Origin of the sequence: Marinovum algicola (assembly GCF_900109145.1) — a bacterium.
Classification (GTDB): domain Bacteria; phylum Pseudomonadota; class Alphaproteobacteria; order Rhodobacterales; family Rhodobacteraceae; genus Marinovum; species Marinovum algicola.
In genome coordinates, this window is sequence record NZ_FNYY01000001.1 from 444,306 (window position 1) to 471,253 (window position 26,948).

Below are 26,948 nucleotides of genomic sequence, written 5' to 3' on the forward strand. Positions count from 1 at the left end.
ATCAGAAAGGTGCCTCGATCTGGGACATGCGGACATAGACGGATTTGAGCTGGGAATAATGCTCGATCGCCGCCTTGGCGTTCTCACGTCCGACCCCCGAGAGTTTCGAGCCGCCAAAAGGCACTTCGACCGGGGCGTCGTTGTAGGAATTGATGAAGCAACTGCCGGCCTGCAACTGGCGGATCACCCGGTGGGCGCGGGTGATGTTGGTGGTGAAGACCCCGGCCGAGAGGCCGAATTCAGTTGCATTGCCACGGGCCACGGCCTCGGCCTCGTCGTCGAATTTCAACACCGAGAGCACCGGACCGAAAATCTCTTCGCGGGCAATGGTCATCTCGTCGGTGACATCGGCAAACAGCGTCGGGGCCACCCAGAAACCGGGGCCCTCCAGGGCGGCGCCGCCAGTGACGAGACGCGCGCCTTCGGCTTTGCCGGCCTCGATGTATCCCAGCACCTTGTCGCGCTGTTCGGCGCTCACCAGCGGGCCGAAATTGACCTCCGGATCCAGCGGGTCGCCGGTCTTCACGCCATGCAGCCGTTCGGCCATGCGGGCAACGAAGGCGTCGTAGATGCCAGCCTGCACGAAAACCCGGGTGCCGTTGGAACAGACCTGGCCCGAGGAATAGAAGTTGGCCAGGATCGCGCCCGAGACCGCATCCTCGAGATCGGCGTCGTCGAAGATCAGCAGCGGCGACTTGCCGCCCAGCTCCATGGTGACATTCTTGATGCCCTCGGCGGCGGCGGCATAGACCTTGCGGCCGGTGGGCACCGAGCCGGTGAGCGAGACCTTGGCGATGCGCGGATCGGCGATCAGTTTCGCGCCCACGTCGCCGCGCCCCTGGATGACGTTGAACAGGCCCGGAGGCGCGCCGGCCTCGACCAGTATCTCGGCCACCTTCAGAGCGCAGAGCGTGGTGGTTTCGGAGGGTTTGAACACCATGGCATTGCCACAGGCCAGCGCCGGCGCGGCCTTCCAGCAGGCGATCTGGGTGGGGTAGTTCCAGGCCCCGATCCCGGCGCAGACGCCCAGCGGCTCGCGCATCGTATAGGCCCAGTCCTCGCCCAGCGGGATATGCTCGCCGGTGAGGCTGGCGGCGAGGCCGCCGAAATATTCCAGCGCATCGGCGCCCGATGTGGCATCGACCAGCGAGGTTTCCTGATAGGGTTTGCCGGTGTCCAGGGTTTCGAGCTGGCTCAGCTCGTGGTTGCGGGCGCGCATGATGTCGGCGGCGCGGCGCAGCACCCGGCCGCGTTCGGTGCCCGAACGCGCGGCCCAGTCCTGCTGGGCATGCAGGGCGGCGGCGATCGCCTGTTCGACGATGCCATCGGTGGCGGCATGGACGCTGGCGATCTGTTCGCCGGTGAAGGGATAGATCACTGCGATCTCGTCGCCCGAGGTGTCTTCGATGTAATAGCCGCCGACGAAATGGCTGGCCTTGGGCTGGGGGGCGGGCAGGGTCATTGCGCGCTTCCTTTCAGTTCCAACTGGATATGTGTCATCGCCAGATCGGCGGCATGACGGTGTTCGGTCTCGCGCGGGGCGAGGCCCTCGCGCAGGTAGAGCCCGTCGATCATCGCCGCGATTCGTTCGGCGGCGGCGGCGGGGTCGGCGACCAGCGGGCGCAGGGCGTGGCGCAGGTTGGCGCGCAGGCGGCGTTGATAGACCGACAGGAGCCGCGCGGCCTCGCCCGAGGACAGCGCCAGCGCATAGAAGTTCATCCAGGCCGAGACCACCTCGCGGCGGAAATGCCCGGGTGCGAATCCGGCCAGAACGATGGCCTCGAGCCGCGCCTGCCGGCCCTGAGCCCCGCGCAGCGCCTCGCGCACGTCGGCGCCATAAACGCTGAGGATATGCCGCATGGTCGACAGGAACAGCTGTTCCTTGCCGCCGAAATAATGATGCGCCAGTGCCGGCGACACGCCGGCGCGGCGCGCGATGGCAGAGACCGTGATGTCGAGCGTGCCTTTGGCGCCGATCTCGGCAATAGTCGCCTGTATCAGCGCTTCACGACGGATCGGCTCCATTCCGACCTTGGGCATGAGATCCTCCGGATTGAAGTCTGGGATTTATATGTTATTGATTGACTGGTCAGTCAACAAAAATCAGGGAGATGAATCACATGAAACTCAGGATCACGGCCTCCGCGCTGGCGATCGGCCTAGCCACGCCTGCCTTTGCCGAATGTGACGAAGTGAACTTTGCAGATGTCGGCTGGACCGACATCACCGCCACCACCGCCGCCACCACCACGGTGCTGGACGCGTTGGGCTATGAGACCGATATCAAGGTGCTGTCGGTGCCGGTCACCTATACCTCGCTGGCCAACGGCGATATCGATATTTTCCTCGGCAACTGGATGCCGACGATGGAAGGTGACATCGCGCCCTACCGCGAAGCCGGCACCGTCGATACCGTGCGCGCCAACCTGGAAGGCGCGAAATACACATTGGCGGTGAACAAGGCCGCGTCCGATCTGGGGATCGCCGATTTCGCCGATATCGCGGCCCACAAAGAGGCGCTCGACGGCGAAATCTATGGCATCGAGCCGGGCAATGACGGCAACCGGCTGATTTTGTCGATGATCGAGGAAAATGCCTTTGGCCTCGAAGGTTTCGAAGTGGTCGAAAGCTCTGAGCAGGGCATGCTGGCCCAGGTCGCCCGGGCCGACCGGCGGGACGAACCGGTGGTCTTCCTCGGCTGGGAACCGCATCCGATGAACGCCAATTACGAGATGTCCTATCTCACCGGCGGCGACGATTACTTTGGTCCCAACCTCGGCGGTGCCACGGTCTTTACCAACACCTCCGCCGGCTATGTCGAGCAATGCCCCAACGTCGGCAAGCTGCTGCAAAACCTCGAGTTCACGCTGGCGATGGAAAACGAGATCATGGCGGCGATCCTCGACGACGGCGAAAGCCCGTCGGATGCGGCCAGGGCCTGGCTCTCGGCAAACATGGGGGTGCTTGATGGCTGGCTCGACGGCGTCACCACCAAGGACGGCGGCGATGCGATGGCCGCGGTAAAGGCCGCGCTGGAGTGAGTTCGGCCGCTGCGGACATGTTCGCCCCTGCCTGCGGGCAGGGGCGCTTGCGCGGCGCGTCAGCCCTCTTCGGGCATCAGCGCGTTGTCCAGATCATTGGCGCGCATCGCCGCCGGGCGGCTGGCCAGCCGCTTGGCGTAATCGGCAAAGCCTGGGCGTTCGGGCAGGGTGCCGAACTGCATCCCCCACTGGATCTGCGCCCCCACGTAGACATCGGCCGCCGTGAACCGCGCGCCGCAGACAAAGGGCCGCCCGTAGGCCAGCATCGCCGCAAGCGCATCGGCCACGGTATCGAGACTGCCATAGCCCGATCGTCCGCGTGCCTGCGGATCGTCGGGCAGGGCAAAGCCGAACGACGTATTGGTGACCGCCTGCTCGCCGGGACCGGCGGCCAGAAAAAGCCAGCGAAAGAAATCGGCGCGCTCGTCGGGCTCGGGCGCCAGCCCGGCCTCGGGAAAGGCAAAGGCGAGATAGGTGCAGATCGCCGCGGCCTCGGTCACCACCTGGCCGTCATGCACGATGGCCGGCACCTTGCCCATGGGATTGAGCGCCAGATACTCCGGCGATTTCATCTCGGGGCCGTAAGCCAGCACCTTGGTCTCGTAGGTCGCGCCGACCTCTTCGAGCATCCAGCGGGCAATCCGGCCGCGCGACATCGGGTTGGTGTAGAACACAAGCGCCATGAACAATCTCCCTCGGGTTTGGAGGAAAGAGTGACAGCAGACACTAAAATCGGCAACCGGGAGGCCCGCGCATGGAGTGGCTGACCGACAACAAGATCCCCGTGGGAAAATCCGCCGCCTGGATCTTTGATCTGATGCAGGACTACGGCGCCTGGTTCTTCGACGCCCTGTCGGATGCCATGGACGCGATGATCGAGGCCATCCTCTGGGTGCTGCAAAGCCCGCATCCGCTGCTGGTCATCGCCGCCTTCGCGGCGCTGACCTACGGGTTGCAACGCAGCTGGAAGGTCACGCTCTTCGTGGTGCTGGGCTTTCTCTTCATCCTCAACCAGGGCTATTGGGAGGAAACCACCGAGAGCCTGACGCTGGTGCTGTCGGCCTGCGTGGTCTGCATGGGGGTGGGTGTGCCGATCGGCATCGCCGTGGCGCACCGGCCCAGGCTCTATGCCTGGATGCGGCCGGTGCTCGACCTGATGCAGACCTTGCCGACCTTCGTCTATCTGATCCCTGCGATCGTGTTCTTCGGCATCGGCATGGTGCCCGGCCTGATTGCCACGGTGATCTTTGTCGTGCCGGCGCCGATCCGGCTCACCCATCTGGGCGTGACCTCGACCCCCGATGCGCTGCTCGAGGCGGCGGATGCATTCGGCGCCACCGGCTGGCAGAAGCTGCTGAAGGTGGAACTGCCCTATGCCTTTCCGCAGATCATGGCCGGTCTGAACCAGACCATCATGCTGTCGCTGTCGATGGTGGTGATCGCCGCGCTGGTGGGCGCCGACGGGCTTGGCGTGCCGGTGGTGCGCGCACTCAACCAGGTGAATACCTCGCTGGGCTTCGAGAGCGGCTTTGTCATCGTCGTCGTTGCCATCATGCTGGACCGGATGCTGAGGGTGGACCGCAAATGACCACACGCAAGAACGCCGTCGAATTCGACAATGTCTCCATCGTCTTCGGCAATCATCCCGAAGAGGCGCTGCCGTTGATGGACAAGGGCCGCGACCGCGCCGAGATCCAGCAGGAAACCAGCCAGGTTCTGGGCGTGCACAACTGCCGCATCGACGTCCGGGAGGGCGAGATCCTCGTGCTCATGGGGCTCTCGGGCTCGGGCAAGTCGACCCTCTTGCGCGCGGTCAACGGGCTCAACCCGGTGGTGCGCGGCCAGGTCCGCCTGCGCTGCGGCGATGAAATGGTGAATGTCACCCACGCCGATGCAAAGAGCCTGCGCGACCTGCGCCTGCGCCATGTCGCCATGGTGTTCCAGCAGTTCGGCCTGCTGCCCTGGCGCACGGTGCGCGACAACGTGGTGCTGGGGCTGGAGCTTGGCGGCATGGACCGCAAGGCGCGCAATGCCCAGGCCGAGGAAGAGCTGGCGCTGGTTGGCCTCGCCGACTGGTCCGACCGCAAGGTCGGCGAGCTCTCGGGTGGCATGCAGCAGCGGGTGGGCCTGGCGCGGGCCTTTGCCACCAAGGCGCCGGTGCTTCTGATGGACGAGCCGTTCTCGGCGCTCGATCCGTTGATCCGCACGCGGTTGCAGGATGAGCTGCTCGACCTGCAACAGCGCCTCGGCCGCACCATCATCTTTGTCAGCCACGATCTCGACGAGGCCTTCAAGATCGGCGACCGCATCGCCATCATGGAGGGCGGGCGGATCGTGCAATGCGGCACCCCGCGCGAGATCTTCTCCAACCCGGCCACCGATTACGTGGCCGATTTCGTGGCGCATATGAACCCGCTCGGCGTGCTCTGCGCCCGCGACATGATGCAGCCCGGCGCGGGCGGGGGACCGGAGGTCGCGCCGGAGACGCCGATCAACGATCTGGTGCAGATGTTCTCGGATCAGGTGGACGAAATCACCGTGACCCGCGACGGCCAGGCGCTGGGCGTGGTGACCCGCGACACCCTGCTGCACCGCCTGGCGCAGACCATGCCGGGGTGATTGACGCGCCGCCGTCCCGGCCTCCGCGCCGGGACCTTTTGCCTTTGACGTCGGGGCCCCGGATCAAGTTCGGGGCGCACCAGCCTCCCTCGGTCTCGGCCCCGCCAAGTCATGCCGAGAGCGCCACCTCCGATGCGGCGACCTTGGGCCATGTGATCAGCAACACCGCCACGCCGGTCACTGCTTGGGCGGCCAGGCTCTCGGCCAGCCGGTCCAGCGTGCAGGTGAACCGGCGCTCGCCGGGTTTCGAGACCTCGACCGCCACCGTCACCTCCGCCGCGCCGGGCAGACCGCGGGCGCGCAGCCCGTCGACGATCCGTGTCGCCTGCCGCACCGCCATGTAAAGCGCCAGCGTGGTGCCCGGCCGGGCGTGGCGGGCGCAGTCGGGCAGGGGATCCTCGTCGCGGCAGGTGCCGGTGGTCAGCACCAGCGTATCCGACACCCCGCGCGTGGTCAGCGACCGGCCGGCGCTTGCCGCTGCGGCGCAGGCGGCGGTGATGCCGGGCACGATCTCCACCGCGATGCCGGCCGCCTCCGCAGCCTCCAGTTCCTCGGTGGCGCGGCCGAAGATGCCGGGATCGCCCGATTTCAGGCGCACCACCCGCTGGCCGCGCTGCGCCGCCGCAACGATCACCGCGTTGATCCGTTCCTGCGGCCAAGCATGGGCGCCGACCACCTTGCCGACAAAGACCCGCTCGGCATCGCGCCGCGCCAGTTCCAGCACTTCGGCATCGACCAGACGGTCATAGAAAATCACATCCGCCTCCTGCAACCGCTGCACCGCGCGCAGGGTCAGCAGGTCGCGGGAGCCAGGGCCGGCGCCGACCAGCGCGATGCTCCCCTCGGGCGCATCGCCGGGCGCGCGTCCCTCGGCAATCGCTGCCTTCAGCGCCTGTGCCGCCGCGCGTTCGGCGCCCCGGGTCCAGGCCGCGCGCGGCGTGTCGGAAAACGCCCAGGCCCAGAAGGCGCGGCGCCGCGCGGGCGCGACGCGTTGCGCCACCGCGCCTCGCATCCGCCCCGCCAGAGCGGCCAGCCCGCCGAGGTTGGGGGCCAGCATCTGTTCCACCTGGGTCTTGATCTGTCGCGCCAGCACCGGGGCGGTGCCCTCGGTGCCGATCGCCACCACCACCGGGTCGCGATCGACCAGCGAGGGCGTCGTCAGGTCGCAGAGATCGGGCCGGTCGACCACATTGACCGGGCAGCCGCCGGCCTTGGCCAGCCCGTGCAGCGCCGCATCGAGCCCCGGGCAGCCGGTGGCGACAAAACCCATGGCCGCGCCTTCAAACAGCGCCGGGGTGATCGCCCCGGCGTGATGCACCGCACGGCCCTCGGCCACCAGCGCCGCCAACTCGGCGTCCAGTTCCGGTGCCGCCAGCACCAGCGTCGCGTCGGTCTTGAGCATCAGCCGCGCCTTCTGCGCCGCCTGTTCGCCGCCGCCGCAGATCACAACCCGGCGGCCGGTGGTGCGGATGAACATGGGAAAGCTTTTCATCTCGGTCTCCTCTCAGGCAGACATCCTCAGGCGGCCCGCGCGCGGTGGCGCCGGGCCCAGAGCGATTGCGCCAATTCTTCCGGCCGGTCATGGCCCAGCGTTTCCAATGCCAGCGCGGCGGTGCCCGTCACCACGGCCCGGGCGAAGGGATCGTCGCGGTCGCCGGCCCAGAGCGCGGCGAGATGCGCGGGGTCGGTGTCGCCGTCATCCAGCCGGCGGGTGTCGTCGGTCAGCGCGGGCGCCACGCCTTGCCAGGCTGCGCCGTCGCGCAGGCCAAAACAGGCGATCTGCTTGCCGGCGTGGCGTTCGAACTCGCCGCCGCCGCCCTTGATCACCGTCTGTCGCGTCAGGCCGAGGTGCTGCGCCGCCTCGGTCTGCAACCCGCGATAAGACGGGTGAAACACCCCCTGAACCGAGGCTGCCGCGCCGCCGGGGTTGAACATCCGGCAGACGGTGTTGACGCAGGAGCGCAGGCCCAGAACGTCGCGCAGCCGGAGCAGCGCAAACAGCCGGGGCGAGAGGGTTTCCAGCGGCAGATAGGCCACGCCCTGGGTGGTGAGGCTCTGCGCGCATTCGGCCGGATCGGCGATCAGGGGAATCCCCGCCGGGCCGAGCGCCTGCCGCACCGCGCCATCGGCGCCGTTATAGCCATGCATCAGCACCCGGTGCCCGGCCCGCGCCACCAGCCGCGCCGAGAGCAGAAACCAGGGAAGCCCGCGCGTCCGGCCTGCGGCATAGGAGGGCCAGTCGAGGTCGGGGCGGGGCAGGGGCGGCAGGGTGGCGCCGGCGGCGCGGGCAAAGCCCGCGATCTCTTCCGGCGTTTCGCCTTTCATCCGCATCAGCATCAGGAGCGCGCCGATCGCTTCCGGCGCCGCGCCACCGCGCAGCATCAGCGCCATTGCTTCCTGCGCCTCTTCCTGCGTCAGCGACCGCGACCGGCCGGGGCCGCGCCCGAGGATGCGGACATAGGGGGCCAGGCTCATTCCGCCGCCTCCGGGGTGGCGCAGCGCGCCAGAAGCTCGGCCAGCTCGGGCCGGCAGGAGCCGCAGTTGGTGCCGGCGCCAAGCGCCGCGCCGATTGCCTCGACGCTCATCAGCCCCTCGGTCTCGATGGCGGTGAGGATGGTGTTGACCCCGACTGAGAAGCAGGAGCAGAGCACCGGCCCGGGGTCGGGCTGATCGGCCGGCGGCGCGCCGGTGATCGCCTGCGGTGCCTCGGCTCCGGGCAGAGTGACGAGATAGTCGCGCAGCACCGCCACCGGCTCCGGGGCGACAAAGAGCGCGGCCAGCAAGCGGCCCTCGTCGTAGAACGCCAGCCGGGCGATGCCGCGCGCGCTGTCGATCACCGATTGCACCTCTGCCTCGGGCAGGCCGAAGAGCCTGCGAGCCTCGGCCTCCCAGTCGGCGACCGGCGTGGTGCCGGCCAGTTCGGCGCGATACCCCGAGGGCGTGCGGGCGCGCGCCCAATAGGCGCAATCGGGGGCGAGATCGCCGGCGGTGACGGCAAAGCCGTACCAGGCCGCCGCCAGTTTGGTGACGGCGCAGACCGCCGCCTTGCTTTCCGGCTGGCCCGAGACCGGATCGACCACCGGCGCCACCAGCGCGTCGATCCGGCCCGAGGGCGCGGTCTCGCCGGTCCAGTGCATCGGTGCAAAGACGTCGCCCTGCTGCACATCTGAGCTGATCCGGGCGCGCAGGATGGCGTTGCCCTGCGGGCTCTGCACCTGCACCAGGTCGCCCGGTTCAAGCGCGAGCGCGGCGGCGTCGCCGGGGTGAATGTCGAGGAAGGGCTCGGCCAGATGCGCCGAGAGCCGCGGCGACAGCGCGGTACGCGTCATCGTGTGCCATTGGTCGCGGATACGGCCGGTGTTGAGCCGGAAGGGATAACGTGGCGCGCGTTTCGCCTCTGGCGCGCGGTGGCGCAGCGGCAGCATCCTGCCCCGGCCGTCGGGGTGAAAGAATTGGCCGTCGGCAAAGAAACGTCCGCCTTCGCGCGCCTCGGTCAGCGGCCAGCGGCGGGGCGCCAGCATGTCGTAATCCGGGTCGTCGAGATCGCGCAGGGCCGAGATGTCGAAATCGCGGCCGAAGTAGCCGGCAATGCCGGAGAGTGCGGCGTATTCACGGAAGATCTCGGCAGGGGCCTGATAGTCGAAGGCGGCGCGAAAGCCCATGCGGCGGCCGACATCGGCCAGGATGTCCCAGTCGGGCCGCGCCTGGCCCGGCGCCGGCAGGACGCTGCGCTGCCGGCTGATGGTGCGGTCGGAATTGGTGACGGTGCCGCTTTTCTCGGCCCAGGCGGCGGCGGGCAGGAGCACATCGGCCAGCCGCGCGGTATCGGTCTCGGCGGTGATGTCGGAGACCACGGTGAAATCGCAGCCGGAAATGGCGTCGCGCACCGCGTCGGCATCGGGCATCGAGACCGCCGGGTTGGTATGGATGATCCAGAGCGCCTTGATCCGGCCGTCGCCCACCGCCTGAAACATGTCGACGGCCTTGAGCCCCTGGGTCTCGGGCATTGCTGGCGCCTGCCAGAATTCGCGCACGGCGGTGCGGTGGCTGGGGTTCTCGATATCGAGGTGGCAGGCCAGCATATTGGCCAGGCCGCCCACTTCCCGCCCACCCATGGCATTGGGCTGGCCGGTGACGGAAAACGGCCCCGCGCCCGGCTTGCCGATGCGCCCGGTTGCCAGATGACAATTGAGAATGGCATTGACCTTGTCGGCCCCGGACGAGGATTGGTTCACCCCCTGGCTGAAGACGGTAACCACCTTGTCATGCCGCATCCAGAGCTGGCAAAAGGCGGCGATCTCGGCCTCGCTCAGCCCGGTGACCGTGGGATCATCGGCATAGGCGGCCTCGAGCGCGGCGTCGAAACCATCGACATTGCGCAGGTAGGCTTTGTCAAAGGCGCCGCCCTCGTAGATCTCGACCAGAAGCCGGTTGAATAGCGCCACGTCGCTGCCAGAGGCGAGCGCCAGGTGCATGTCGGCGCCGTCGCAGCTGGCGGTGCGGCGCGGGTCGACGACGACGATCTTTGTCCCGCGTTTCGCCCGCGCGGCCAGCACCCGCTGATAGAGCACCGGATGGCACCAGGCGAGGTTGGAACCCACCAGAACCACGAGGTCGGCCGCGTCAAGATCCTCGTAGGAGCCGGGCACGGTATCGGTGCCGAAGGCGCGCTTGTGGCCGGCGACGGTCGAGGCCATGCAGAGCCGCGAATTGGTGTCGATATTGGCCGAGCCGATAAAGCCTTTCATCAGCTTGTTGGCGACGTAATAATCCTCGGTCAGCAATTGGCCCGAGACGTAGAAGGCCACCGAATCCGGCCCGTGCCGCGCGATGGTGTCGGAGAACTTTTTGGCGACCAGGTCGAGCGCGCTGTCCCAGCCCACCTCCTGCCCGCTGATGCGCGGGGCGAGCAGGCGACCGGCCCGGTCGAGCGTGTCCCCGAGCGCCGAGCCCTTGGAGCAGAGCCTGCCGCGATTGGCCGGGTGGTCCGGATCCCCCCTGACGTCCAGACCACCCGCGCCGTCCGGGCGCAGGATGACCCCGCATCCCACGCCGCAATAGGGGCAGGTAGACCGTGTTTCACTCACACCCGCCCCGTCCATCACGCCGCACTCCGATGCGCGAGTTTGGTGGTGTCGATCAGGATCCTCCCATCCTCGACCCGCACCGGATAGGTCGCGATGCGGCCCTCGTCGGCGCCCTGCGCCTGACCGGTGTTCAGATCGAACACCCAGTTGTGCAGCGGGCAGGTAACCGACTGGCCGTGCACGATGCCGTGGTTCAGCGGCCCGCCCTTGTGCGGGCAGCGGTCGGAGGTGGCAAAGACCTCGTCCGGCGCGGTGCGAAACAGCGCCACGCAACCGACCTTGGTCTTGATCACCCGGGCGCCGCGCAGCGGGATGTCGTTGATGTCTCCGATGTCGAGCCAGCTCATTCCGCGGCCTCCAGGGTAAGATCGGCAAGGGGTTGATATTGCTCGGACTTGCTCTCGGCCTCTTCGGCCCAGGGGTCCTTGCGATAGATCGTTTGCGATAGCTCGAAGCGCGCGATCAACGCCGCGCGTTCCTCGAGGTCGTCGACTACACGCTCTTTCACCCAGTCGAGACCCACCTTGGCGACCCATTTGTAGGGCCGGTCGAGGTATTTGGCGTTCTCGCGGTAGAGCTGCATGAAGGCGGTGGCGAGGTCGATCGCCTCCTGCTCGGTCCTGGCTTCGGCCAGCCGCTCGGTTTCCTTCACGTCCATGCCGGCGGCCCCGGCGACACCGATCTGATAGCCGCTGTCGACGCAGACCACGCCGATATCCTTGCAGGTCGCCTCGGCGCAGTTGCGCGGGCAGCCCGAGACCGCCAGCTTGACCTTGTGTGGTGTCCAGGAGCCCCAGAGCTTTTTCTCGAGCTGGATGCCCAGCCCGGTGCTGTCCTGCGTGCCGAAGCGGCAGTGATCCTTGCCGACGCAGGTCTTCACCGTGCGCAGGCCCTTGGCATAGGCATGGCCAGAAACCATGCCGGCGGCGTTGAGATCGGCCCAGATCGCGGGCAGGTCCTCGCCCTTGACCCCCAGCAGGTCGATCCGCTGGCCGCCGGTGACATGCACCGTGGGCACCTTGTACTTGTCCGCCGCATCGGCGATGGCGCGCAGCTCGTCCGGCGTGGTCATGCCGCCGAACATCCGCGGTACCACCGAGAAGGTGCCGTCTTTCTGGATGTTGGCGTGCTTGCGCTCGTTGATGAACCGGCTCTGCGGGTCGTCCTGATATTCCAGCGGCCAGTCGGCCAGCAGGTAATAGTTCACCGCCGGGCGGCAGACATGGCAACCGTTGGGCGTGGACCAGCCCAGCTCCTGCCAGACCGCGGCCTGGCTTTTCAGCTCTTGGCTCTTGATCAGCCGGCGCACGTCCTCGTGGCTGAGATCCGTGCAGCCGCAGATCGCTTGCGACGCCGGCATCTGGAAATCGTCGCCCAGCGTGACTTGCAACACCTGTTCCACCAGCCCGGTGCAGGTGCCGCAGGAGGCGCTGGCCTTGGTGGTGGCCTTGATTGCGCCGAGGTCTGTGGCCCCGCCTTCGATGGCAGATACGATGGTGCCCTTGCAGATGCCGTTGCAGCCACAGATTTCCGCATCAAGCGGCAATGCTGCAACGGCTGACAGAGGGTCCGCGGCGGCACCTCCCTGATAGGAGGGGCCAAAGATCAGCGTGTCGCGCATCTCTTCGATGTCCGTGCCGTCCTTGATCAGCCCGAAGAACCAGTTGCCGTCGGCGGTATCGCCATACATCACCGCGCCGATCAGCCTGTTGTCCTCGATCACCAGCCGCTTGTAGACGCCGCGCGCCGGATCGCGGAACACGATGTCCTCGCGACCTTCGCCCTCGGCGAAATCGCCGGCGGAGAACAGATCGCAGCCGGTGACCTTGAGCTTGGTCGACAGCTCCTTCGGGACGAAAGCGCCGTCTTCGCCCAGAAGCGCGGCTGCGACGACCTTGGCCTGATCGTAGAGCGGCGCGACAAGGCCGAAAAGCTGGCCGTCGAACTCCACGCATTCGCCCACGGCATAGACATCGGGGTCCGAGGTCTGCATCTGCGCGGAAACCTCGATGCCACGCCCCACGGTGAGGCCCGCATCATTGGCCAGCCGTGTTTCCGGGCGGATGCCCACGGCCATGACCACCAGATCGGCAGGCAGGGTTTCGCCGCTGTCGAGCAGAACCGCTTCGGCCTTGTCCTCGCCCAGAATGGCCTTGGTCGAGGCCTGGGTCTTGACGGTAATGCCGCGCCCCTCCAGATCCTTGCGCAGCAGATAGCCCGCGGCTTCGTCGAGTTGCCGCTCCATCAGGTGGCCCATCAGGTGCAGCACGGTCACATCCATGCCGCGCTGGGCGAGGCCGGCGGCCGCTTCCAGACCCAGCAGACCGCCGCCGATCACCACGGCGCTGCCGCCCTTGGAGGAGGCCTCGATCATCGCGTTGGTGTCATCGAGATCGCGGTAGGAGATCACCCCGGGCAGGTCCTTGCCGGGCACCGGAATGATGAAGGGCGCTGAGCCGGTGCCGATCAGCAGCTTGTCATAGGCGACCTCGCCGTTTTCGCCGATCACCACCTTGCGGGCGCGGTCGATGCCGACAACGCTTTCGCCGAACCGGCAGGTGACCTTGTTGCCATTGTACCAATCGTCGTCATGGGTGACGATCTCGGCATAGCTCTTTTCCCCCGACAACACCGGTGACAGCATGATGCGGTTGTAGTTGCCGCGTGCCTCTGCGTTGAACAGGGTGACTTCATAGGCGTCGGGGGCTTGTTCGAACAGATGCTCCAGCACCCGTCCCGAAGCCATGCCGGCGCCGATAACGACCAGTTTCTGCATGTCGTTTCCTTTCACGAATACCAGGCGACGATGTGTGACACCTCGCCCTTGGAATGGATCGGCAGGGCCACGAAATTCTCGTAGCCGGCGGCAATTCCGGCGACGCCTTGGTCGACCACCGGCAGGCCGGAGCCCAGCACCCGGCCGATCAGCCCCTGCCAGGCAGCGGCGCGGCGCGGCTCTTCCGCCTCGGCGGCCCAGAGCCGGCCCTCGCGGGCGCAGATGCCGTCGATCAGCACCGCCGCACCGTCCTTGCCGACGCGAGCCGCGCGGGCGTCCCAGATCTCGAAACGCCGGGCGATCGGCGTGCCCCGCGCCGACAGCAGCGTCAGCACGAAGGTCTCGCCGCTCGGCACCGGCACCGGCAGGCCGAGACCGGTGGTCAGCCCGGCCTGTCCGGCGCTTTCCGAGCGGACGAAGCCATAGCTCGAGCCCAGGTCGCGCATCAGGATCGGCGTATTGGCTGCCCAGACCGCCCCGGGCAGACCCTGGCCGCGCGGGAAATGCGTGTGTTTCGAGACAAATTCGAAATGTTTGGCGGCGCCGTAATAGCCGTCTTCGAGCATCAGCAGGTTGTCTTTCGACTGCCAGACCTCAAGCGCGCCGATCCTGTCCTCGCCGTCGCCGCAGAGCACCACGAGCACCGCCTTCAGCGCCTTGCCGTCAAACAGCGGCACCGCCACGGCGCTGGTCAGACCGGCCGCCCTGGCGGCATCGGCGCGTTTGAAGCTGGCCGGGTCCAATGTCTTGAAGACCACCGGGCGTTCCTCGGCCCAGGCCATGCCCGGCAGGCCTTCGCCCTTGGCAAAGCTGGTCTGGCCAGAAGCCGCCTTGAACTCGGTCAGATCGCCGTAGTTGCCGCCCGCCAGTTTCAGCACGCCCTCTTCGGGCACCCAGTATTCGGTGACCTCGATGAAGGTGCGCACCTCGGTGTCGGTCATCGCTTCCATCATGCGGCTTCCTTCTCATCGGGCTTGGCGGCCGGGGTGGCGGCCTTCGGCTTGGCGCCATGCTCGTATTCTTCGAGAAAGCTCAGCACCTGCTCGCGGTAGAGGTAGTAATCGGGATGTTCGAGCAGCGCCTTGCGGGTGCGCGGACGGGGCAGGTCGACGTTGACGATGCGGCCGATGGTGGCCTGGGGGCCGTTGGTCATCATCACCACGCGGTCGGCCAGCAGGATCGCCTCGTCCACGTCATGAGTGACGCAGATCGCGGTGACCTTGGTGCGCGACCACACTTCCATCAGCACCTCCTGCAATTCCCATCGCGTCAGGCTGTCGAGCATCCCGAAGGGCTCGTCGAGCAGAAGCAGTTTGGGCGAAAGCGCGAAGGCCCGGGCGATGCCGACACGTTGTTTCATGCCGTTCGACATGTCGGCGGCCGAGCGGTCCATGGCATCGGCCAGCCCCACCCGTTCAAGGTAGTACTCCACGACGTCCTGACGCTCGGCCTGGCTGGCCTTGGGATAGACCTTGTCGACGCCGATGGCGCAGTTTTCGCGTGCCGTCAACCAGGGAAAGAGGTTGGGCGACTGAAACACCACCGCGCGCTCCGGATCGGCGCCCTGAACGTGGTAGCCGTCAAGCCGGATTGCGCCCTTGGAGATGTCGTTGAGACCGGCGGCCATGGTCAGCACGGTGGACTTGCCGCAGCCGGAATGGCCGATCAGCGAGATGAATTCGCCCCGGTTCACCTTGAGGTCGAAATCCTCGACCACGGTAAGCGGGCCTTTCGGCGTCGGGTAGATCTTGTGCAGCTGCGAGAAGTCGAGGAAGCGCTCTTCGATCATGCCTTCCTGCGCCTGTTGCACCGCCTTCGGAACCGAGTGGATCGGCGTCACGTCGGGCAGGATGCGCGAGCCTTCGACCTTGGCTTCGATGCCCACATCCATCAGGTAGTTGGTGACCTTGGCGCGCAGGGCCTTGAACCCGTCGTGGTGGTTCATCTCGCCCCGGTCGCGCGGGCGGGGGATATCGACCGCGAATTCCTCGCCCAGCGAGCCATCGGGGTTGAGCGCGATGATCCGGTCGGCCAGCATGATCGCCTCGTCGACGTCATTTGTGATCAGCACGCAGGTCTTCTTGTCGGCCTCCCAGATCGCCTCGATCTCATCTGCCAGATTGGCGCGGGTCAGCGCGTCGAGCGCCGAGAGCGGCTCGTCCAGGAGCAGCACCTCGGGGTTCATCGCCAGCGCACGCGCCACGTTGACCCGCTGGCGCATGCCGCCCGAAAGCTCGGCCGGGCGGCGGTGGGTGGCGTGGCTGAGGCCCACCATCTTGACGTAATGCGCGACCTTTTCGGCCTTTTCCGCCTTGGGCATGCCGGGGAAGATGGTATCGACCGCCAGGCCGACGTTGCCCGCCACCGTCAGCCAGGGCATCAGCGAATAGCTCTGGAAGATCACGCCGCGTTCCGGCCCCGGCCCGGTGATCGGCTGGCCCTTGAAGGTGACCTTGCCGCGGGTCGGCTGTTCCAGCCCGGCCATCAGGTTGATCAGTGTCGTCTTGCCGGTGCCGGAGAAGCCCAGCAGCACGAGGAACTCGCCCTCCTGCACCTCGAGGTCGATGTTCTTCAACACCGAGGTGGCGGCAGTGCCTTCGCCGAAGCTCTTGGAGACATTGTCGAATTTCAGGATGCTCATCTGCTTGTCCTTTCTGTGCGACCCCGGAGGTCCGGGGCGCATGTCACCGGTTGTTCGAGAAGGTGAAGAGCGATTGCAGGGCGAACATCACGCGGTCGAGCAGGAAGCCGATCACGCCGATGGTCAGCACCGCGACCATGATTTTGGCGAGCGACGAGGAGCTGCCGTTCTGGAACTCGTCCCAGACGAACTTGCCGAGACCGGGGTTCTGCGCCAGCATCTCGGCGGCGATCAGCACCATCCAGCCGACGCCGAGCGACAGGCGCAGACCGGTGAAGATCAGCGGCAGGGCCGAGGGCAGGACCAGCTTGGTGATCTTGGTATAGGTGTTCATTTTCAACACCTTGGAGACGTTCACCAGATCCTTGTCGATGCTGGCCACACCCAGCGCGGTGTTGATCAGTGTCGGCCAGAGCGAACAGAGCGTCACGGTGATCGCCGAGATCAGGAACGATTTGGAGAACATGCCGTCGTTGGTGGCATAGACCGCCGAGACGATCATGGTGACGATCGGCAGCCAGGCCAGCGGCGAGACCGGCTTGAAGATCTGCACCAACGGGTTGATCGCGGCGTTGGCGGTGGGTGAGAGACCGGCGGCGATGCCCAGCGGCACGGCGACGGCGGTGGCGATCAGGAAACCGAAGAACACGGTCTGGATCGAGGTCCAGATCTGCTGGTAGTAGGACGGCGCACCGGTATAGGCGATGTCCTTGACCTCGTCAGCGCGGCCGGCCTCGACCAGCTTTTCGTTGCGCGCGGCAACCATGGTTTCGAACTTCTCGCGCTTGACGGCCTTGGCGGCGGCGTCCTCGTGCAGGTTGACCGCCTCTTCCCAGACCGCGGCCGGGCCGGGGACGGCGCCCAGCGACGTCTGCACCTTGGGCGCCAGCGTGGCCCAGAGCATCAGGAAGGCGATGATGGCGATCAGCGGCACGGCCAGCAGGCGCCAGATTTCCTTGACCTGCGCTTTCGGATTGTCCCCTGCCGCGGCCTTGAGCACCGGGGTGGCCCAGGAGAGGCCGAGCACCTGGAACCATTTGTCGGCGGCGTTGATGCGAGTGAAGAGTTTCGCGCGGCGGGCTTCGCGGGCCTCGGCGGCGGAGAATTCGGGGTCGACGGTGGTCATGGCGGGGTCCTCGGGAGATTGGGGGGAGGCCCCGGATCAAGTCCGGGGCGCGTGTCGCGGGATCATCGCGCCCCGGGCTTGACCCGGGGCCTCTGCCTGGATTGAGCTCAGCCCTTCACTTCGGTGCCGACAACGGTCTGCTCGCCTTTCAGCCCGATCGGCAGGCTGTCGAGGTAGGCGTTGGGGGCCTTGCCGTCATAGGCGATGCCGTCGATGATATCCTCGGCAGGGGTCGGCGCCTTGTAGCCGTCGCTGTCCCAGGGGAAATCGGCCGCATCGGCAAGACCTTCATCGACCAGCAGCCGCGCGGCCTCGAGATAGATGTCCGGCTTGTAGACCGACCTGGCAACCTCGTCGTACCAGCTGTCCGATTTCGGCTCGGCAATCTGGCCCCACCGGCGCATCTGGGTCAGATACCAGACCGCATCCGAATAGAAGGGGTAGGTGGCGTTGTAGCGGAAGAAAACGTTGAAGTCGGGGACGTCGCGCTTGTCGCCCTTTTCGTATTCGAAGGTGCCGGTCATCGAGGCGGCGATCACCTCGGCATCGGCGCCGACATATTCCGGACGGCTCAGCATTTCGACCGCTTCCATACGGTTGGCGTTGTCGTTTTCATCCAGCCATTGCGCGGCGCGGATCAGCGCCTTGGTGACGGCCAGCGTGGTGTTGGGGTAGTCCTCGGCAAACTCGGCGGTGATGCCGAAGACCTTCTCGGGATTGTTCTTCCACAGCTCGTAATCGGTGATCACCGGCACGCCGATGCCCTTGAACACCGCCTGCTGGTTCCACGGCTCGCCCACGCTGTAGCCATAGATCGTGCCGGCTTCGAGCGTGGCGGGCATCTGCGGCGGCGGGGTGACCGAGAGCAGCACATCGGCGCCGATCTGGCCCGAGATGTTTTCCTGGCTGTAATAGCCCGGATGCAGCCCGCCGGCCGCCAGCCAGTAGCGGATTTCGTAATTGTGGGTCGAGACCGGGAAAACCATGCCCATGTTGAAGGGCTTGCCATCGTTCTTGTAGCTCTCGACCACCGGGGCCAGCGCTTCTGCGCTGATCGGGTGGATCGGCTTGCCCTCGGCATCGGCGGGGATGTTGGGCTTCATCTGCTCCCAGATCTCGTTCGACACGGTGATGCCGTTGCCGTTCAGGTCCATCGAGAAGGGGGTGATGATATGCGCCTCGGTGCCGAAACCGATGGTCGCCGCCAGCGGCTGGCCGGCCAGCATATGCGCGCCATCGAGCTGGCCGCCGATCACGCCGTCGAGCAGAACCTTCCAGTTGGCCTGGGCTTCCAGCGTCACGAACAGGCCCTCGTCGAGGAAATAGCCCTGTTCATAGGCCACGGCGAGCGGCGCCATGTCGGTGAGCTTGATGAAGCCGAAGGTCAGTTCGTCTTTTTCAAGATCCAGCATCTGCGCGAAACCGGGAGTGACCAATGCGGTAGAGGCGGCAAGGCCGAAAATGAGGGTCTTCATGAGGTTCTGTCCTTTACTGAGGCCCGGGAAGAGAGGGATCGGGCAAAGAAAAAAGCCGCTGACGCACTTCGCCGGGGGCGAAGGGTCGAGCGGCTTTGCTCATCGGGTCCCGGACGTTCGGGAGAATTCCTGCAACGGACGCCATTGCCCGTCGATGCAAGCTTTATGCCAAATCAGCCTGCGGTGGCGCAAAGGAAAGGCGGCGGGAGGGCGGTGATTTTCTGCATTGCAGCGAGATCATCGCTGCAACTGCACAATAATTGGGCGTCAGGCCAGGTCGGGGTCAAAAATGCGGCCATCGAAGAACCGGTCGCGTCCGAGAATCAGCTGGCCGACGTCGGCCGGCACGGCGGTGGGTTCGGTCACGCCGCCCTCGATCCGCGACGAGGCGGTGGGCAGGCTGGCCGACAGCCCCGAGAGCGCGGCGCGGTGCAGATCGGTGCGAAACACCCGCGCGGCGGCGGATTTGGCGGCGGTCCGGTCGAGCCCGGTGCGCGCCGCCAGTTGCAGCCCGATCCATTCCGCCTGGCTGCGCCAGGGAAAGGTCGCGGCGGAGCGATGGAAGGTAAGGAAGTCGGGCACGCTGCGTTCCTCGCCGCGCCCCGAGAGCACGAGACGCCCGGACAGCGCCCGGTCGAGGATGTCGGCGGGCAGGTCGAGATAGCCGGGCCGTGCCAGGATCTCGGCGGCGAGGCTGGTCGAGGCCGGATCGCCCAGCCAGCGGCCGGCGCGCCAGACCGCGCGGATCAGCCGACCGCGCAGCATGGCCTCGGCCTCGGCCCAGTCGGCTCGCATGGCCAGCACCTTCTCCGGCGCAAAGGCCCAGATCGCCGAACCGGGCAGCAGCAGTTCGCCCATGCCGTCCTCGACCGCCTGAGAGCCCCAGGGTTCGCCGACGCAGAAGGCGTCGATCTCGCCGGCGCGGATCGCATCGCCCATCAGCGGCGGCGGTACGGTGCGCACAGAAACCGATTGCGGCGCCGGCAAGCCCAGCGCCGAGAGCCAGTAATAGACCAGCTCGGCATGCATCGAGAACGGGAAGGGCACGCCGATACGCAGGCCGGCCCCCGACGCGGCGATCAGCGCCAGTCCGGCGGCGCGGGCATCGTTGAAGGCAAAGTCATGGCCGGCGTCGCGCAGCCGGTCGGCCAATGCCCGGCTGATCCCGATGACATTGCCATTGACTGAGAGCACCGAGACCGCAGACAGCGGCGCGCCGGCACCGCCCAGGCCCAGCGCCGTGGCGATGGGAACGGGCGAGAGCATATGCGCCGCCTCGACCTTGCCAAAGCTCAGCATGTCGCGCAGCGACGACCAGGAGGGCGCACGGCGCAGATCGAGGGTGATGCCCTCTTCGGCGGCAAAGCCCATTTCCTGCGCCAGGACCAGCGGCGCCGCATCGACCAGCGGGATGAACCCGACCGAAAGCGTGGTTGCGCTCATCCCAGAAGCCCCGCTGCGGTCACCAGCGCCTGCGCCACATCGGCCACGCGCTTGCCCTGATCCATCGCGGCCTTGCGCAGGATGGCATAGGCCTCGTCCTCGCTGACGCCGCGAGCCTTCATCAGCATGCCCTTGGCGCGGTCGATCACCTTGCGTTCCTCGAGCGCGCGTTTGGTCTCGGCCAGCTCGGTGCGCATGCGCTGGAACATGCGGAACCGGGTGATGGCGGCGTCGAGCACCGGTTTGACGCGGCCGGGCTGCATGCCGTCGACCACATAGGCCGAGACGCCGGCCTCGATCGCCGCGGTCGAGAGGCCCTCGGCCGACCGGTCGACGAACATCGCCACCGCCCGATCCTGCGGCCCCGAGGCCAGCGCCAGTTCCTCGAGCATGTCGCGCGAGGGGTTCTCGATGTCGATCAGCACCACGTCGGGCTGGCGCGCCTGGATCTGCCGGGCGAGACTGGTGGGCTCGGCAATCACCTGGATGTCGAAATCGCCGGCGGCGCGCAGGCTGTCGACGATGAGCAGCGCGCGGTCGCGGTCGGGTTCGACGATGATGATCGAGAGTGGGCGGGACATGAGCGCAAATGGGGGGGCTGGTGGAGGTTTGTAAATGGGTGGCGCGGTATGCGAGGGGCGGCGGCCTGGCGTGTGCACAATTATTAATCAGAATGCCGGTTCTGTCTTCCCCGCGCGCAACAAGGCCGCAGGCCGCCGCGCGATCGCCGGCCCCCCGGGGGGCGGCGATTTGGCCCGCGCATCCCTGTTGATCGGAGGTACTACGGATTTGGCTGCCATAAGGCGCCGTGAGCAAGACTGTTGCATCGCCATCCCGCGGCTCGGCGATCGCATGGCGTGGGCATCGGTGCCCGCCTACCGCCCCACCGCCATCACCAGCAGCCCCGAGATGATCAGCGCCATTCCCAGCACGCGGGTCAGGCTCAGCGTCTCCCCCAGGACCAGCACCCCCGACGCGGCCACCATGACAAAGCTCATCGCCACGAAAGGATAGGCCAGCGACAGGTCGATCCGCCGGAGCGCAAAGAGCCAAAGAACGGTGCCCACCCCGTAGAACGCCAGCCCGCCCAGCACCCACGGCGAGAGCAGCAGCGACAGGCTCTTTTGCACCAGTCCGGCGGTCTCGGCAAAGCTCACCCGGCCGACGCCGGTCTTGAAACAGGTCTGGCCCAGTGCCGAAAGCGCGACGCTGGCGAAGATCAGGGCAAATCCCGCCGGGCTCATCGGATGACCCCGGAAAATTCGAGGTAGCGCGCGGCAAAGAAGACCGCGAGCACCGCAATCAGCGTGATCTGGCTGATCCGGTCGGTCAGGGCAAAGACCACCGGATCGTCGCCCACCTTGCCCCGGATTGCCCACATCCAGCTGCGGTAGATCCAGAACATCATCAGCGGCACCGCCAGCCAGAGAATGTCGCGGCCGCCATAGGTCTCTCTCGCGGTCGGGCTGTTGATGTATTGCGCCAGGGTCAGCAGGCTGACCGCCGCATTGGCGATGCCGAAGATCTGGATGCTGGCCAGCTCCGCGCCCCAGTAATTGCGATGCGGCAGCTTGGCGTCCTCGGTCACGGCATCAAGCTCGATGAACCGTTTCATGTAGGCCAGGCTGACAAAGAAAAAGAGCGAAAAGGACAACAGCCAGGGGCTCAGAATGATCCCGCCTGCCGCCGCCCCGGCGAGGATGCGCACGGTATAAAGCAGTGACAGCACGATCACGTCGATCGTCGAGAACCGCTTGAGCGCGAAAGAGTAGGCGGTGGTCAGGCCGAGATAGAGAAGAAGCACCAGGCCGAAGGGCAGGCCCACTGCGCCGAACCCCAGCGCAAGCGCGGCGACCAGCAGCGCCAGCGCCGCGCCGACCCCCTGGGCCGGGCGCAGCAGCCCGGCGGCAAAGGGCCGGAGCCGCTTGCGGACGTGGCGCCGGTCGGCCGGAATGTCGAGCAGATCGTTGATCAGATAGACCCCCGAGGCCATCAGCGACATGGCGGCAAAGGCCAGCCCGGCCAGCAGCAGCGCGCCGGGTTCGGTGTAGAGATGGGCAAAGAACAGCGGCAGAAAGACCAGTACGTTCTTGGCCCATTGATGCGGCCGCATCGCCGCCCACAGGCCACGCCAGACCGGTGGCGCCGGATCGGTGGTCAGCGACAGGCGCGGGCCCGCTGCCTGCATCTCGGCCCGGGCGGCGGCGTCGGGGCGGACGAAGCCGGCCTTCTGCGCCGCGCGCCAGATGGGGATGTCGGCGGCGCCGTCGCCCAGATATTCGAACGGACCGGCGCTGTCGCCGCGGATCGCCGCAAGCTTGGCCGCGCCCTTGAGGTTGTGGCCCGGCTCCGAGGCCAGCACCGCGTCGAACAGGCCGAGGTGCACCGCAATGGCCTCGGCCGCCTGGCGGTCGGCGGCGGTGGCCAAGACGATGCGGCGGCCCTGGGCGCGGGCGCTGCGCAGGTAGTCGAGCACCGTGTCGTCATAGGGCAGGAGCGCCGGGTGAAAGCCGTCGCGGTTCCAGACCGCATGCTTGATGCCGCTGACGCCATGCCGGTGCCAGGCGGCGAGGATCGGCCGCCAGTTGCCGGGCCGGGCCAGGGCGGCAACCAGCAGTTCCTGCGCCACGTCGGTGTGCACCAGCGTGCCGTCAAGATCGACATAGAGCGGCAGGGTCGCCGCCTGATGATGCGTCACATCCTCGGCCAAATATCCGTCCAAATTCCGCAACAATCCCGCTCCGTCGCCATTTTCCTCCGCCTGCGCAAGACAATGGTGCGCAAATGTGCGGATTTTCTGGCGCGCCGCGGGTTTGACTGTAAAAAGTTAAGATATGTCTGGCAAAAGTGATTTTGTGACACGCCTCTCGGTGGGTCTGGGCCTGTTTCTTCTGGCGTTCGCCTTGCGTGCCCTGGGCGCGGATTACGGCTATTTCCACGGCGATGAGCGGATCAATGATGCCGCCAAGGTGCTGGCCGGGCAGATCGTGCCGGGGCAGCATTTCTATCCGCCGCTGATCACCTATCTCAACGGGCTGGCCTTTGGCGGGCTGTTCGCGCTGGGGCTGCCGCTCGGCTGGTGGGGGTCGCCGGGCGAATTCCGGGCGCAGTATTTTTCCGATCCGACGGTCTTCTACCTCACCGCCCGCTATCTGACGGCGGTGATCGGCGCGCTGATCGCGCCCTTGTTCTTTGCCATCGGGCGGCGGGTCGGGCTCGGGCTCTGGCCGGCTCTGACCGTGGGACTGCTCGGGGTCTTCTTTCCGCTCGGGGTCTTCATGTCGCATATCGCCAAGGGCGACGTGGCGCTGGCCACGGCCACCGTCGCGGTCTTCTGGGCGCTGATCGCACGGCTTCAGGCGGCGCGGCCGGGGCGCTGGGACATCTGGCTCGGGGTGCTGGCGGTGCTGGTGGTGAGCTTCAAGCAATCGGGGGTCTTCGTGCTGCTGCCGCTGGCGCTCGGCCTGGCGGCGCTCCTGATCCGGGCCGAGGGCGTGGGTGCGATGGCGCGGAGCATGGGCCGGGCGCTGCTGACGGTTGTGCTGCTCTGGCCGGTGCTGAACATCGGCATCCTGCTGGATTTCGGGAATTTTCTCGCTTTTCAGAAAATCCAGACGGTGATGTCGCTGCGCACCGGGGGCGGCATCTGGCCGGGGCTGACCACGCTGGGGCTGCGGTCGCTGGGCCTGGTCTGGGGGATGACGCCGGTCTTTGCGGCCATGGCGCTGCTGACGCCCCCGGTGCTGATGCTGCCGGCCTGTGCGTTGCGGCAGAAACCGGCGTTGCTGCTGATCTGGGCCGCGCTGGCGATCGGCACGCTCACGCTGGCCCTGCTGGCCGGGCCGCGCCAGCCCGAGCACCTCTGGATTGCCAGCTTCGCTGGCTTCACCCTGCTTGGCGGCCTCGCGCTGGCCGGGCTGATCGGCGCGCCGGGCCGTGCCGGGCAGGCGGCGGCGGGCGCGCTGGCGCTGGGCGCGGGGCTGTCGCTGCTGGGCGCGGTGATCGCGGTGAGCGAGGCGCTGGCGCCGCCGATGTGGCAGGAGACCGACGCCTATATCGCCGAGCACCTGGCGGACGAGAAGATCATGACCATGGCGGTGACCCATCTGCCGCAGCGCCAGGCGGCGCAGCAGATGGAGATCGCCCGTTGGCAACGGCTGGCCGAAAAATACGACACGCCGCTGCCGGAGATGGCCGAGGAACGGCGGATCACCGAAGATGCGCGGGGGGCGGTGTTCTACATCGCCATGCCGACGGTGCTCTACGGCCTGGAAGGTGTGGACGAGGACGATCCGGACTTCCAGGCGCAGCCCCACGCCTGGCCGCCGCAGCGCGCGGAATGGCAGCTTGACCACTGGCGCGATCAGGGGTTCGACATCTTCGTGGTGAAAGATCCGGAGTTCATGCGGTCGCAGGTCGACTCGGCGCTGATGCGGGGGTTTTTCAGCGACCTGCATGCGCGTTGCGCCGTGGTGGCGACGTTTGAACCCAACAAGCCGCTTTTCCTCGAGCGGGAGATTGCGATTTATCGGTGTGGGCCGGGGTGAGGGGCGCCTGAATTTCGCTGTGCCTGCGCACATCGACCGGCTGGGGGGCCAGCCCCCCAGACCCCCCGAGGGTATTTTGGGCAAGAGGAAGGAGGAGCGGGGCGGTTTTGCCGGGGCTCAGCGGAGGCGCTGGGCTTTTTGCAGCGGGCCGAGGCTGTCGAGATAGTCCGAACGGTAGCCGTCCTCGTAGATCGGAAAGCGCGCCGGGCTGTCGCGAAAGCTCTTGAGGGGCTGGCCCATGTTGAGGATGCCGCGCTCGCGCTGGCGGCGGGCTTCGGCGAAATCCACTTCCAGCGGAATCATCTCTTCCTGCACGTTGCCGTCATGCAGCAGCCGCCCGGCCGGGTCGATGACCTGGGAATAGCCGTTGCCGCCGGCCAGCAGCCCGTTGATGTGAAAGACATACATCTGGAACATCGCGGCCGAGGCGCGGGCGCAGGCCAGATCGGCGTGGCGGTCGACAAAGGCGGCGTTGACCGGGTTGATCAGCACTTCGGCGCCCATCGAGGCCAGGGTGCGGGTCAGTTCCGGGAACCAGATGTCATAGCAGATCGACAGGCCGATGCGGCCGACACCGGGCACGTCGAACACACAGGGCGCGGTGCCGGCGGTGACCCCCTCTTCGTAGGGGGTGAAAGGGAACATCTTGTCATAGCGCGCGACCTCTTCGCCCGCCGGATTGAACACCGGGGCGGCATTGTAGATGCGGCCATTGCGCCGTTCGAAGTAGCTGCCGGGCTGGAGCCAGATCCGGTGCTGGCGCGCCATGTCGGCAAAGGCCTGGTCGAAGTCGCCGCCGGCGGCCTGGGCGCTGGGCAGGGCCGGGCCATGCGCGGCCAGCTCGGAAAAACACACCATCTCGACCCAGGGGTAGAGATGCATGAGCAGCGCCAGCCGCTTGCGCATCTCGGCGATGTTGTTCTGGGTGGTCACATGCATCTGGATGCCTGCGATTGCGAATTTACTCATCACGCCGTCCTTTGAAGGTCTGTCAGGAAGGTCGGCGCGGCAAGCAGCCGGCTGCCGAGATCGGAAAATTCCACGTCGAGCGTGGCGGGCGCAAAGGCCGGCATCTGCCAGTCCTGGCCGGTGCCGCAGCCCCAGAACAGCCGCGCGGTGCCCTGCACGGGCCGGTAGACGATGGAAAACACCGTGCCATAGCCCGCGCGGTACTTGGCCGAAAAGAACGGCGGCGTGAGAAAGCTGGATTGCAGCGTCGCCTCGTCGGGCGGATTTCGGGCGAACATGAGGCCGAGGCTCTGCGCCCGTTCGAGCGTCGCCGAGATCCGGCCGTGGCGGGGCCATTCTACGCCCAGCTGGTGATTGGTGGCCCAGGGCGTGAACTGCACCATCGGAGGGCGGTCGGGGCTGAGAAACACGGTGGCCGCCTGGCCCCGGCGATCGGTCAGGGTGACATTGTAGGACATGTGGCAGGGCACCGCGCGCAGCGCGTCGAGCCCGTCCTGCACATCGGTGCAGGTCTCGAGCACATAGCGGATCAGCAACGGAATGCCGAAGCCGCGGCCGGTGCCGACGCGGCCGCCGAAGCTGAGCGAGACGGCAAGCCCGTCCTGGTTCATCCCGTCCGAGAGGCCGGCCAGCCCCTCGACCATGCCCATCACCACCTTGCCGCGCCAGTTCGAGCGCAGCAGCGTGGCCTCGCTCAGCGCAGGGTCGAGATCGTAGTTGCGCATCAGGAACGGCCCGCGGGCATCCTGCGAAGCGGCCTGGGTGCAGCTCACCAGATAGCGCGGCGGGCACCAGAAGGTCAGGAATTCGCGCAGCACCGGATCATCGGGCAGGGTGGCCGACAGCCGGTCGATCAGCTTGGTCATCTCGGGCATGTGGCGGCGCAGGGCGCGCTCGGCCTCGCGGGTGGTCTCGGCGGTGGTGCCGCCGCGCGCCAGATACCAGTCGCGCCAGCCCGGCCAATGGGCGTGCAGCAGGCTTTCCCAGGTCTCGGCCGGCCGCTCCTCGGACAGGGCGGCGAAACGGCGGTGCAGGGCATAGACCGGTCTGGCCTGCGATGGATGGAGGGGGGCGAAAGGGGACATGCGGCGGATTTCCTGTCGGTATTTTCTACACTATGGGTCATGGTGTTGCAGTTTCAAGGGCAATATGCTACACCATGGTCCATGGTGGCGAAAATGCCCCAACGTGACTGTTCGAAAAACGGACAAGAGTCCGCCTGAC

Annotated in this window: 22 protein-coding genes; 4 read left to right on the forward strand and 18 right to left on the reverse strand. The window is 66.9% G+C overall.

What is annotated here, in order from left to right:
• Position 1: 1 nt before the first annotated feature.
• The gene (gene betB / locus BMW90_RS02230) at positions 2–1,462 is read right to left on the reverse strand and encodes a betaine-aldehyde dehydrogenase (RefSeq protein ID WP_074834630.1); all 1,461 of its coding nucleotides are present in this window, start codon (positions 1,460–1,462) and stop codon (positions 2–4) included.
• The gene (gene betI, locus BMW90_RS02235) at positions 1,459–2,040 is read right to left on the reverse strand and encodes a transcriptional regulator BetI (RefSeq protein ID WP_048530313.1); all 582 of its coding nucleotides are present in this window, start codon (positions 2,038–2,040) and stop codon (positions 1,459–1,461) included. The genes betB and betI overlap by 4 nt, the downstream gene beginning before the upstream one ends.
• An 80-nt stretch (positions 2,041–2,120) precedes the next feature.
• Here betI and BMW90_RS02240 point away from each other — a divergent pair, with 80 nt between their 5' ends.
• Positions 2,121–3,041: a choline ABC transporter substrate-binding protein gene (locus BMW90_RS02240; protein ID WP_048530315.1), complete on the forward strand. Its 921-nt coding sequence runs from the start codon at positions 2,121–2,123 to the stop codon at positions 3,039–3,041.
• 59 nt (positions 3,042–3,100) lie between these two features.
• Here the strand turns inward: BMW90_RS02240 and BMW90_RS02245 are convergent, their stop codons facing one another.
• Positions 3,101–3,724, reverse strand: a complete 624-nt coding sequence (locus BMW90_RS02245) for a glutathione S-transferase family protein (RefSeq protein WP_074834632.1) — start codon at positions 3,722–3,724, stop codon at positions 3,101–3,103.
• A gap of 71 nt (positions 3,725–3,795) precedes the next feature.
• Here BMW90_RS02245 and choW point away from each other — a divergent pair, with 71 nt between their 5' ends.
• The gene (gene choW / locus BMW90_RS02250) at positions 3,796–4,629 is read left to right on the forward strand and encodes a choline ABC transporter permease subunit (RefSeq protein WP_048530318.1); all 834 of its coding nucleotides are present in this window, start codon (positions 3,796–3,798) and stop codon (positions 4,627–4,629) included.
• A complete protein-coding gene (gene choV / locus BMW90_RS02255; RefSeq protein WP_048530320.1) occupies positions 4,626–5,660 on the forward strand; it encodes a choline ABC transporter ATP-binding protein in 1,035 nt (344 codons plus the stop codon). Before choW ends, choV begins: the two co-directional genes overlap by 4 nt.
• 109 nt (positions 5,661–5,769) lie before the next feature.
• Here the strand turns inward: choV and cysG are convergent, their stop codons facing one another.
• The 13 genes from cysG to BMW90_RS02320 form a co-directional block, all read right to left on the reverse strand.
• Positions 5,770–7,152, reverse strand: coding sequence for a siroheme synthase CysG (gene cysG / locus BMW90_RS02260; RefSeq protein ID WP_074834633.1), 1,383 nt, complete (start codon positions 7,150–7,152; stop codon positions 5,770–5,772).
• Positions 7,153–7,178: 26 nt separating this feature from the next.
• Positions 7,179–8,135 carry a glycosyl transferase family protein gene (locus tag BMW90_RS02265; protein ID WP_074834635.1) on the reverse strand — a complete coding sequence of 319 codons (957 nt, stop codon included), beginning with the start codon at positions 8,133–8,135 and terminating at the stop codon, positions 7,179–7,181.
• Complete coding sequence (locus tag BMW90_RS02270; RefSeq protein WP_074834637.1) at positions 8,132–10,762, reverse strand: nitrate reductase; 2,631 nt, start codon at positions 10,760–10,762, stop codon at positions 8,132–8,134. The genes BMW90_RS02265 and BMW90_RS02270 overlap by 4 nt, the downstream gene beginning before the upstream one ends.
• Positions 10,762–11,094, reverse strand: a complete 333-nt coding sequence (gene nirD, locus BMW90_RS02275) for a nitrite reductase small subunit NirD (RefSeq protein ID WP_074834638.1) — start codon at positions 11,092–11,094, stop codon at positions 10,762–10,764. The genes BMW90_RS02270 and nirD overlap by 1 nt, the downstream gene beginning before the upstream one ends.
• The gene (gene nirB, locus BMW90_RS02280; protein ID WP_074834640.1) at positions 11,091–13,523 is read right to left on the reverse strand and encodes a nitrite reductase large subunit NirB; all 2,433 of its coding nucleotides are present in this window, start codon (positions 13,521–13,523) and stop codon (positions 11,091–11,093) included. The genes nirD and nirB overlap by 4 nt, the downstream gene beginning before the upstream one ends.
• 11 nt (positions 13,524–13,534) lie before the next feature.
• The gene (locus tag BMW90_RS02285) at positions 13,535–14,476 is read right to left on the reverse strand and encodes a GAF domain-containing protein (protein WP_244526413.1); all 942 of its coding nucleotides are present in this window, start codon (positions 14,474–14,476) and stop codon (positions 13,535–13,537) included.
• Positions 14,473–16,164, reverse strand: coding sequence for an ABC transporter ATP-binding protein (locus tag BMW90_RS02290; RefSeq protein ID WP_074834642.1), 1,692 nt, complete (start codon positions 16,162–16,164; stop codon positions 14,473–14,475). Before BMW90_RS02290 ends, BMW90_RS02285 begins: the two co-directional genes overlap by 4 nt.
• Positions 16,165–16,207: 43 nt before the next feature.
• Positions 16,208–17,290 (reverse strand): ABC transporter permease, encoded by a 1,083-nt coding sequence (locus BMW90_RS02295; protein ID WP_048530334.1) that lies wholly within the window; start codon positions 17,288–17,290, stop codon positions 16,208–16,210.
• 107 nt (positions 17,291–17,397) lie between these two features.
• Positions 17,398–18,765 carry a CmpA/NrtA family ABC transporter substrate-binding protein gene (locus BMW90_RS02300; RefSeq protein ID WP_074834644.1) on the reverse strand — a complete coding sequence of 456 codons (1,368 nt, stop codon included), beginning with the start codon at positions 18,763–18,765 and terminating at the stop codon, positions 17,398–17,400.
• A gap of 267 nt (positions 18,766–19,032) precedes the next feature.
• Positions 19,033–20,208 carry a CmpA/NrtA family ABC transporter substrate-binding protein gene (locus BMW90_RS02305; RefSeq protein ID WP_074834645.1) on the reverse strand — a complete coding sequence of 392 codons (1,176 nt, stop codon included), beginning with the start codon at positions 20,206–20,208 and terminating at the stop codon, positions 19,033–19,035.
• Positions 20,205–20,789 (reverse strand): ANTAR domain-containing response regulator, encoded by a 585-nt coding sequence (locus BMW90_RS02310; protein WP_048530340.1) that lies wholly within the window; start codon positions 20,787–20,789, stop codon positions 20,205–20,207. The genes BMW90_RS02305 and BMW90_RS02310 overlap by 4 nt, the downstream gene beginning before the upstream one ends.
• A gap of 294 nt (positions 20,790–21,083) precedes the next feature.
• Positions 21,084–21,452, reverse strand: a complete 369-nt coding sequence (locus BMW90_RS02315; RefSeq protein ID WP_048530342.1) for a DMT family transporter — start codon at positions 21,450–21,452, stop codon at positions 21,084–21,086.
• Entirely contained in the window at positions 21,449–22,939 is a 1,491-nt protein-coding gene (locus tag BMW90_RS02320; RefSeq protein ID WP_170850498.1) for a UbiA family prenyltransferase, read from the reverse strand. Before BMW90_RS02320 ends, BMW90_RS02315 begins: the two co-directional genes overlap by 4 nt.
• A 124-nt stretch (positions 22,940–23,063) precedes the next feature.
• Here BMW90_RS02320 and BMW90_RS02325 point away from each other — a divergent pair, with 124 nt between their 5' ends.
• Positions 23,064–24,755 (forward strand): glycosyltransferase family protein, encoded by a 1,692-nt coding sequence (locus tag BMW90_RS02325; protein ID WP_139211169.1) that lies wholly within the window; start codon positions 23,064–23,066, stop codon positions 24,753–24,755.
• A gap of 117 nt (positions 24,756–24,872) precedes the next feature.
• Here BMW90_RS02325 and BMW90_RS02330 read toward each other — a convergent pair whose 3' ends face one another.
• Both BMW90_RS02330 and BMW90_RS02335 read right to left on the reverse strand, forming a co-directional pair.
• On the reverse strand, positions 24,873–25,724 hold the full coding sequence (locus tag BMW90_RS02330; protein WP_074834649.1) for a carbon-nitrogen hydrolase family protein: 852 nt from the start codon (positions 25,722–25,724) through the stop codon (positions 24,873–24,875).
• Entirely contained in the window at positions 25,724–26,809 is a 1,086-nt protein-coding gene (locus BMW90_RS02335) for a C45 family autoproteolytic acyltransferase/hydrolase (protein WP_083415919.1), read from the reverse strand. Before BMW90_RS02335 ends, BMW90_RS02330 begins: the two co-directional genes overlap by 1 nt.
• Positions 26,810–26,948: the final 139 nt, after the last annotated feature.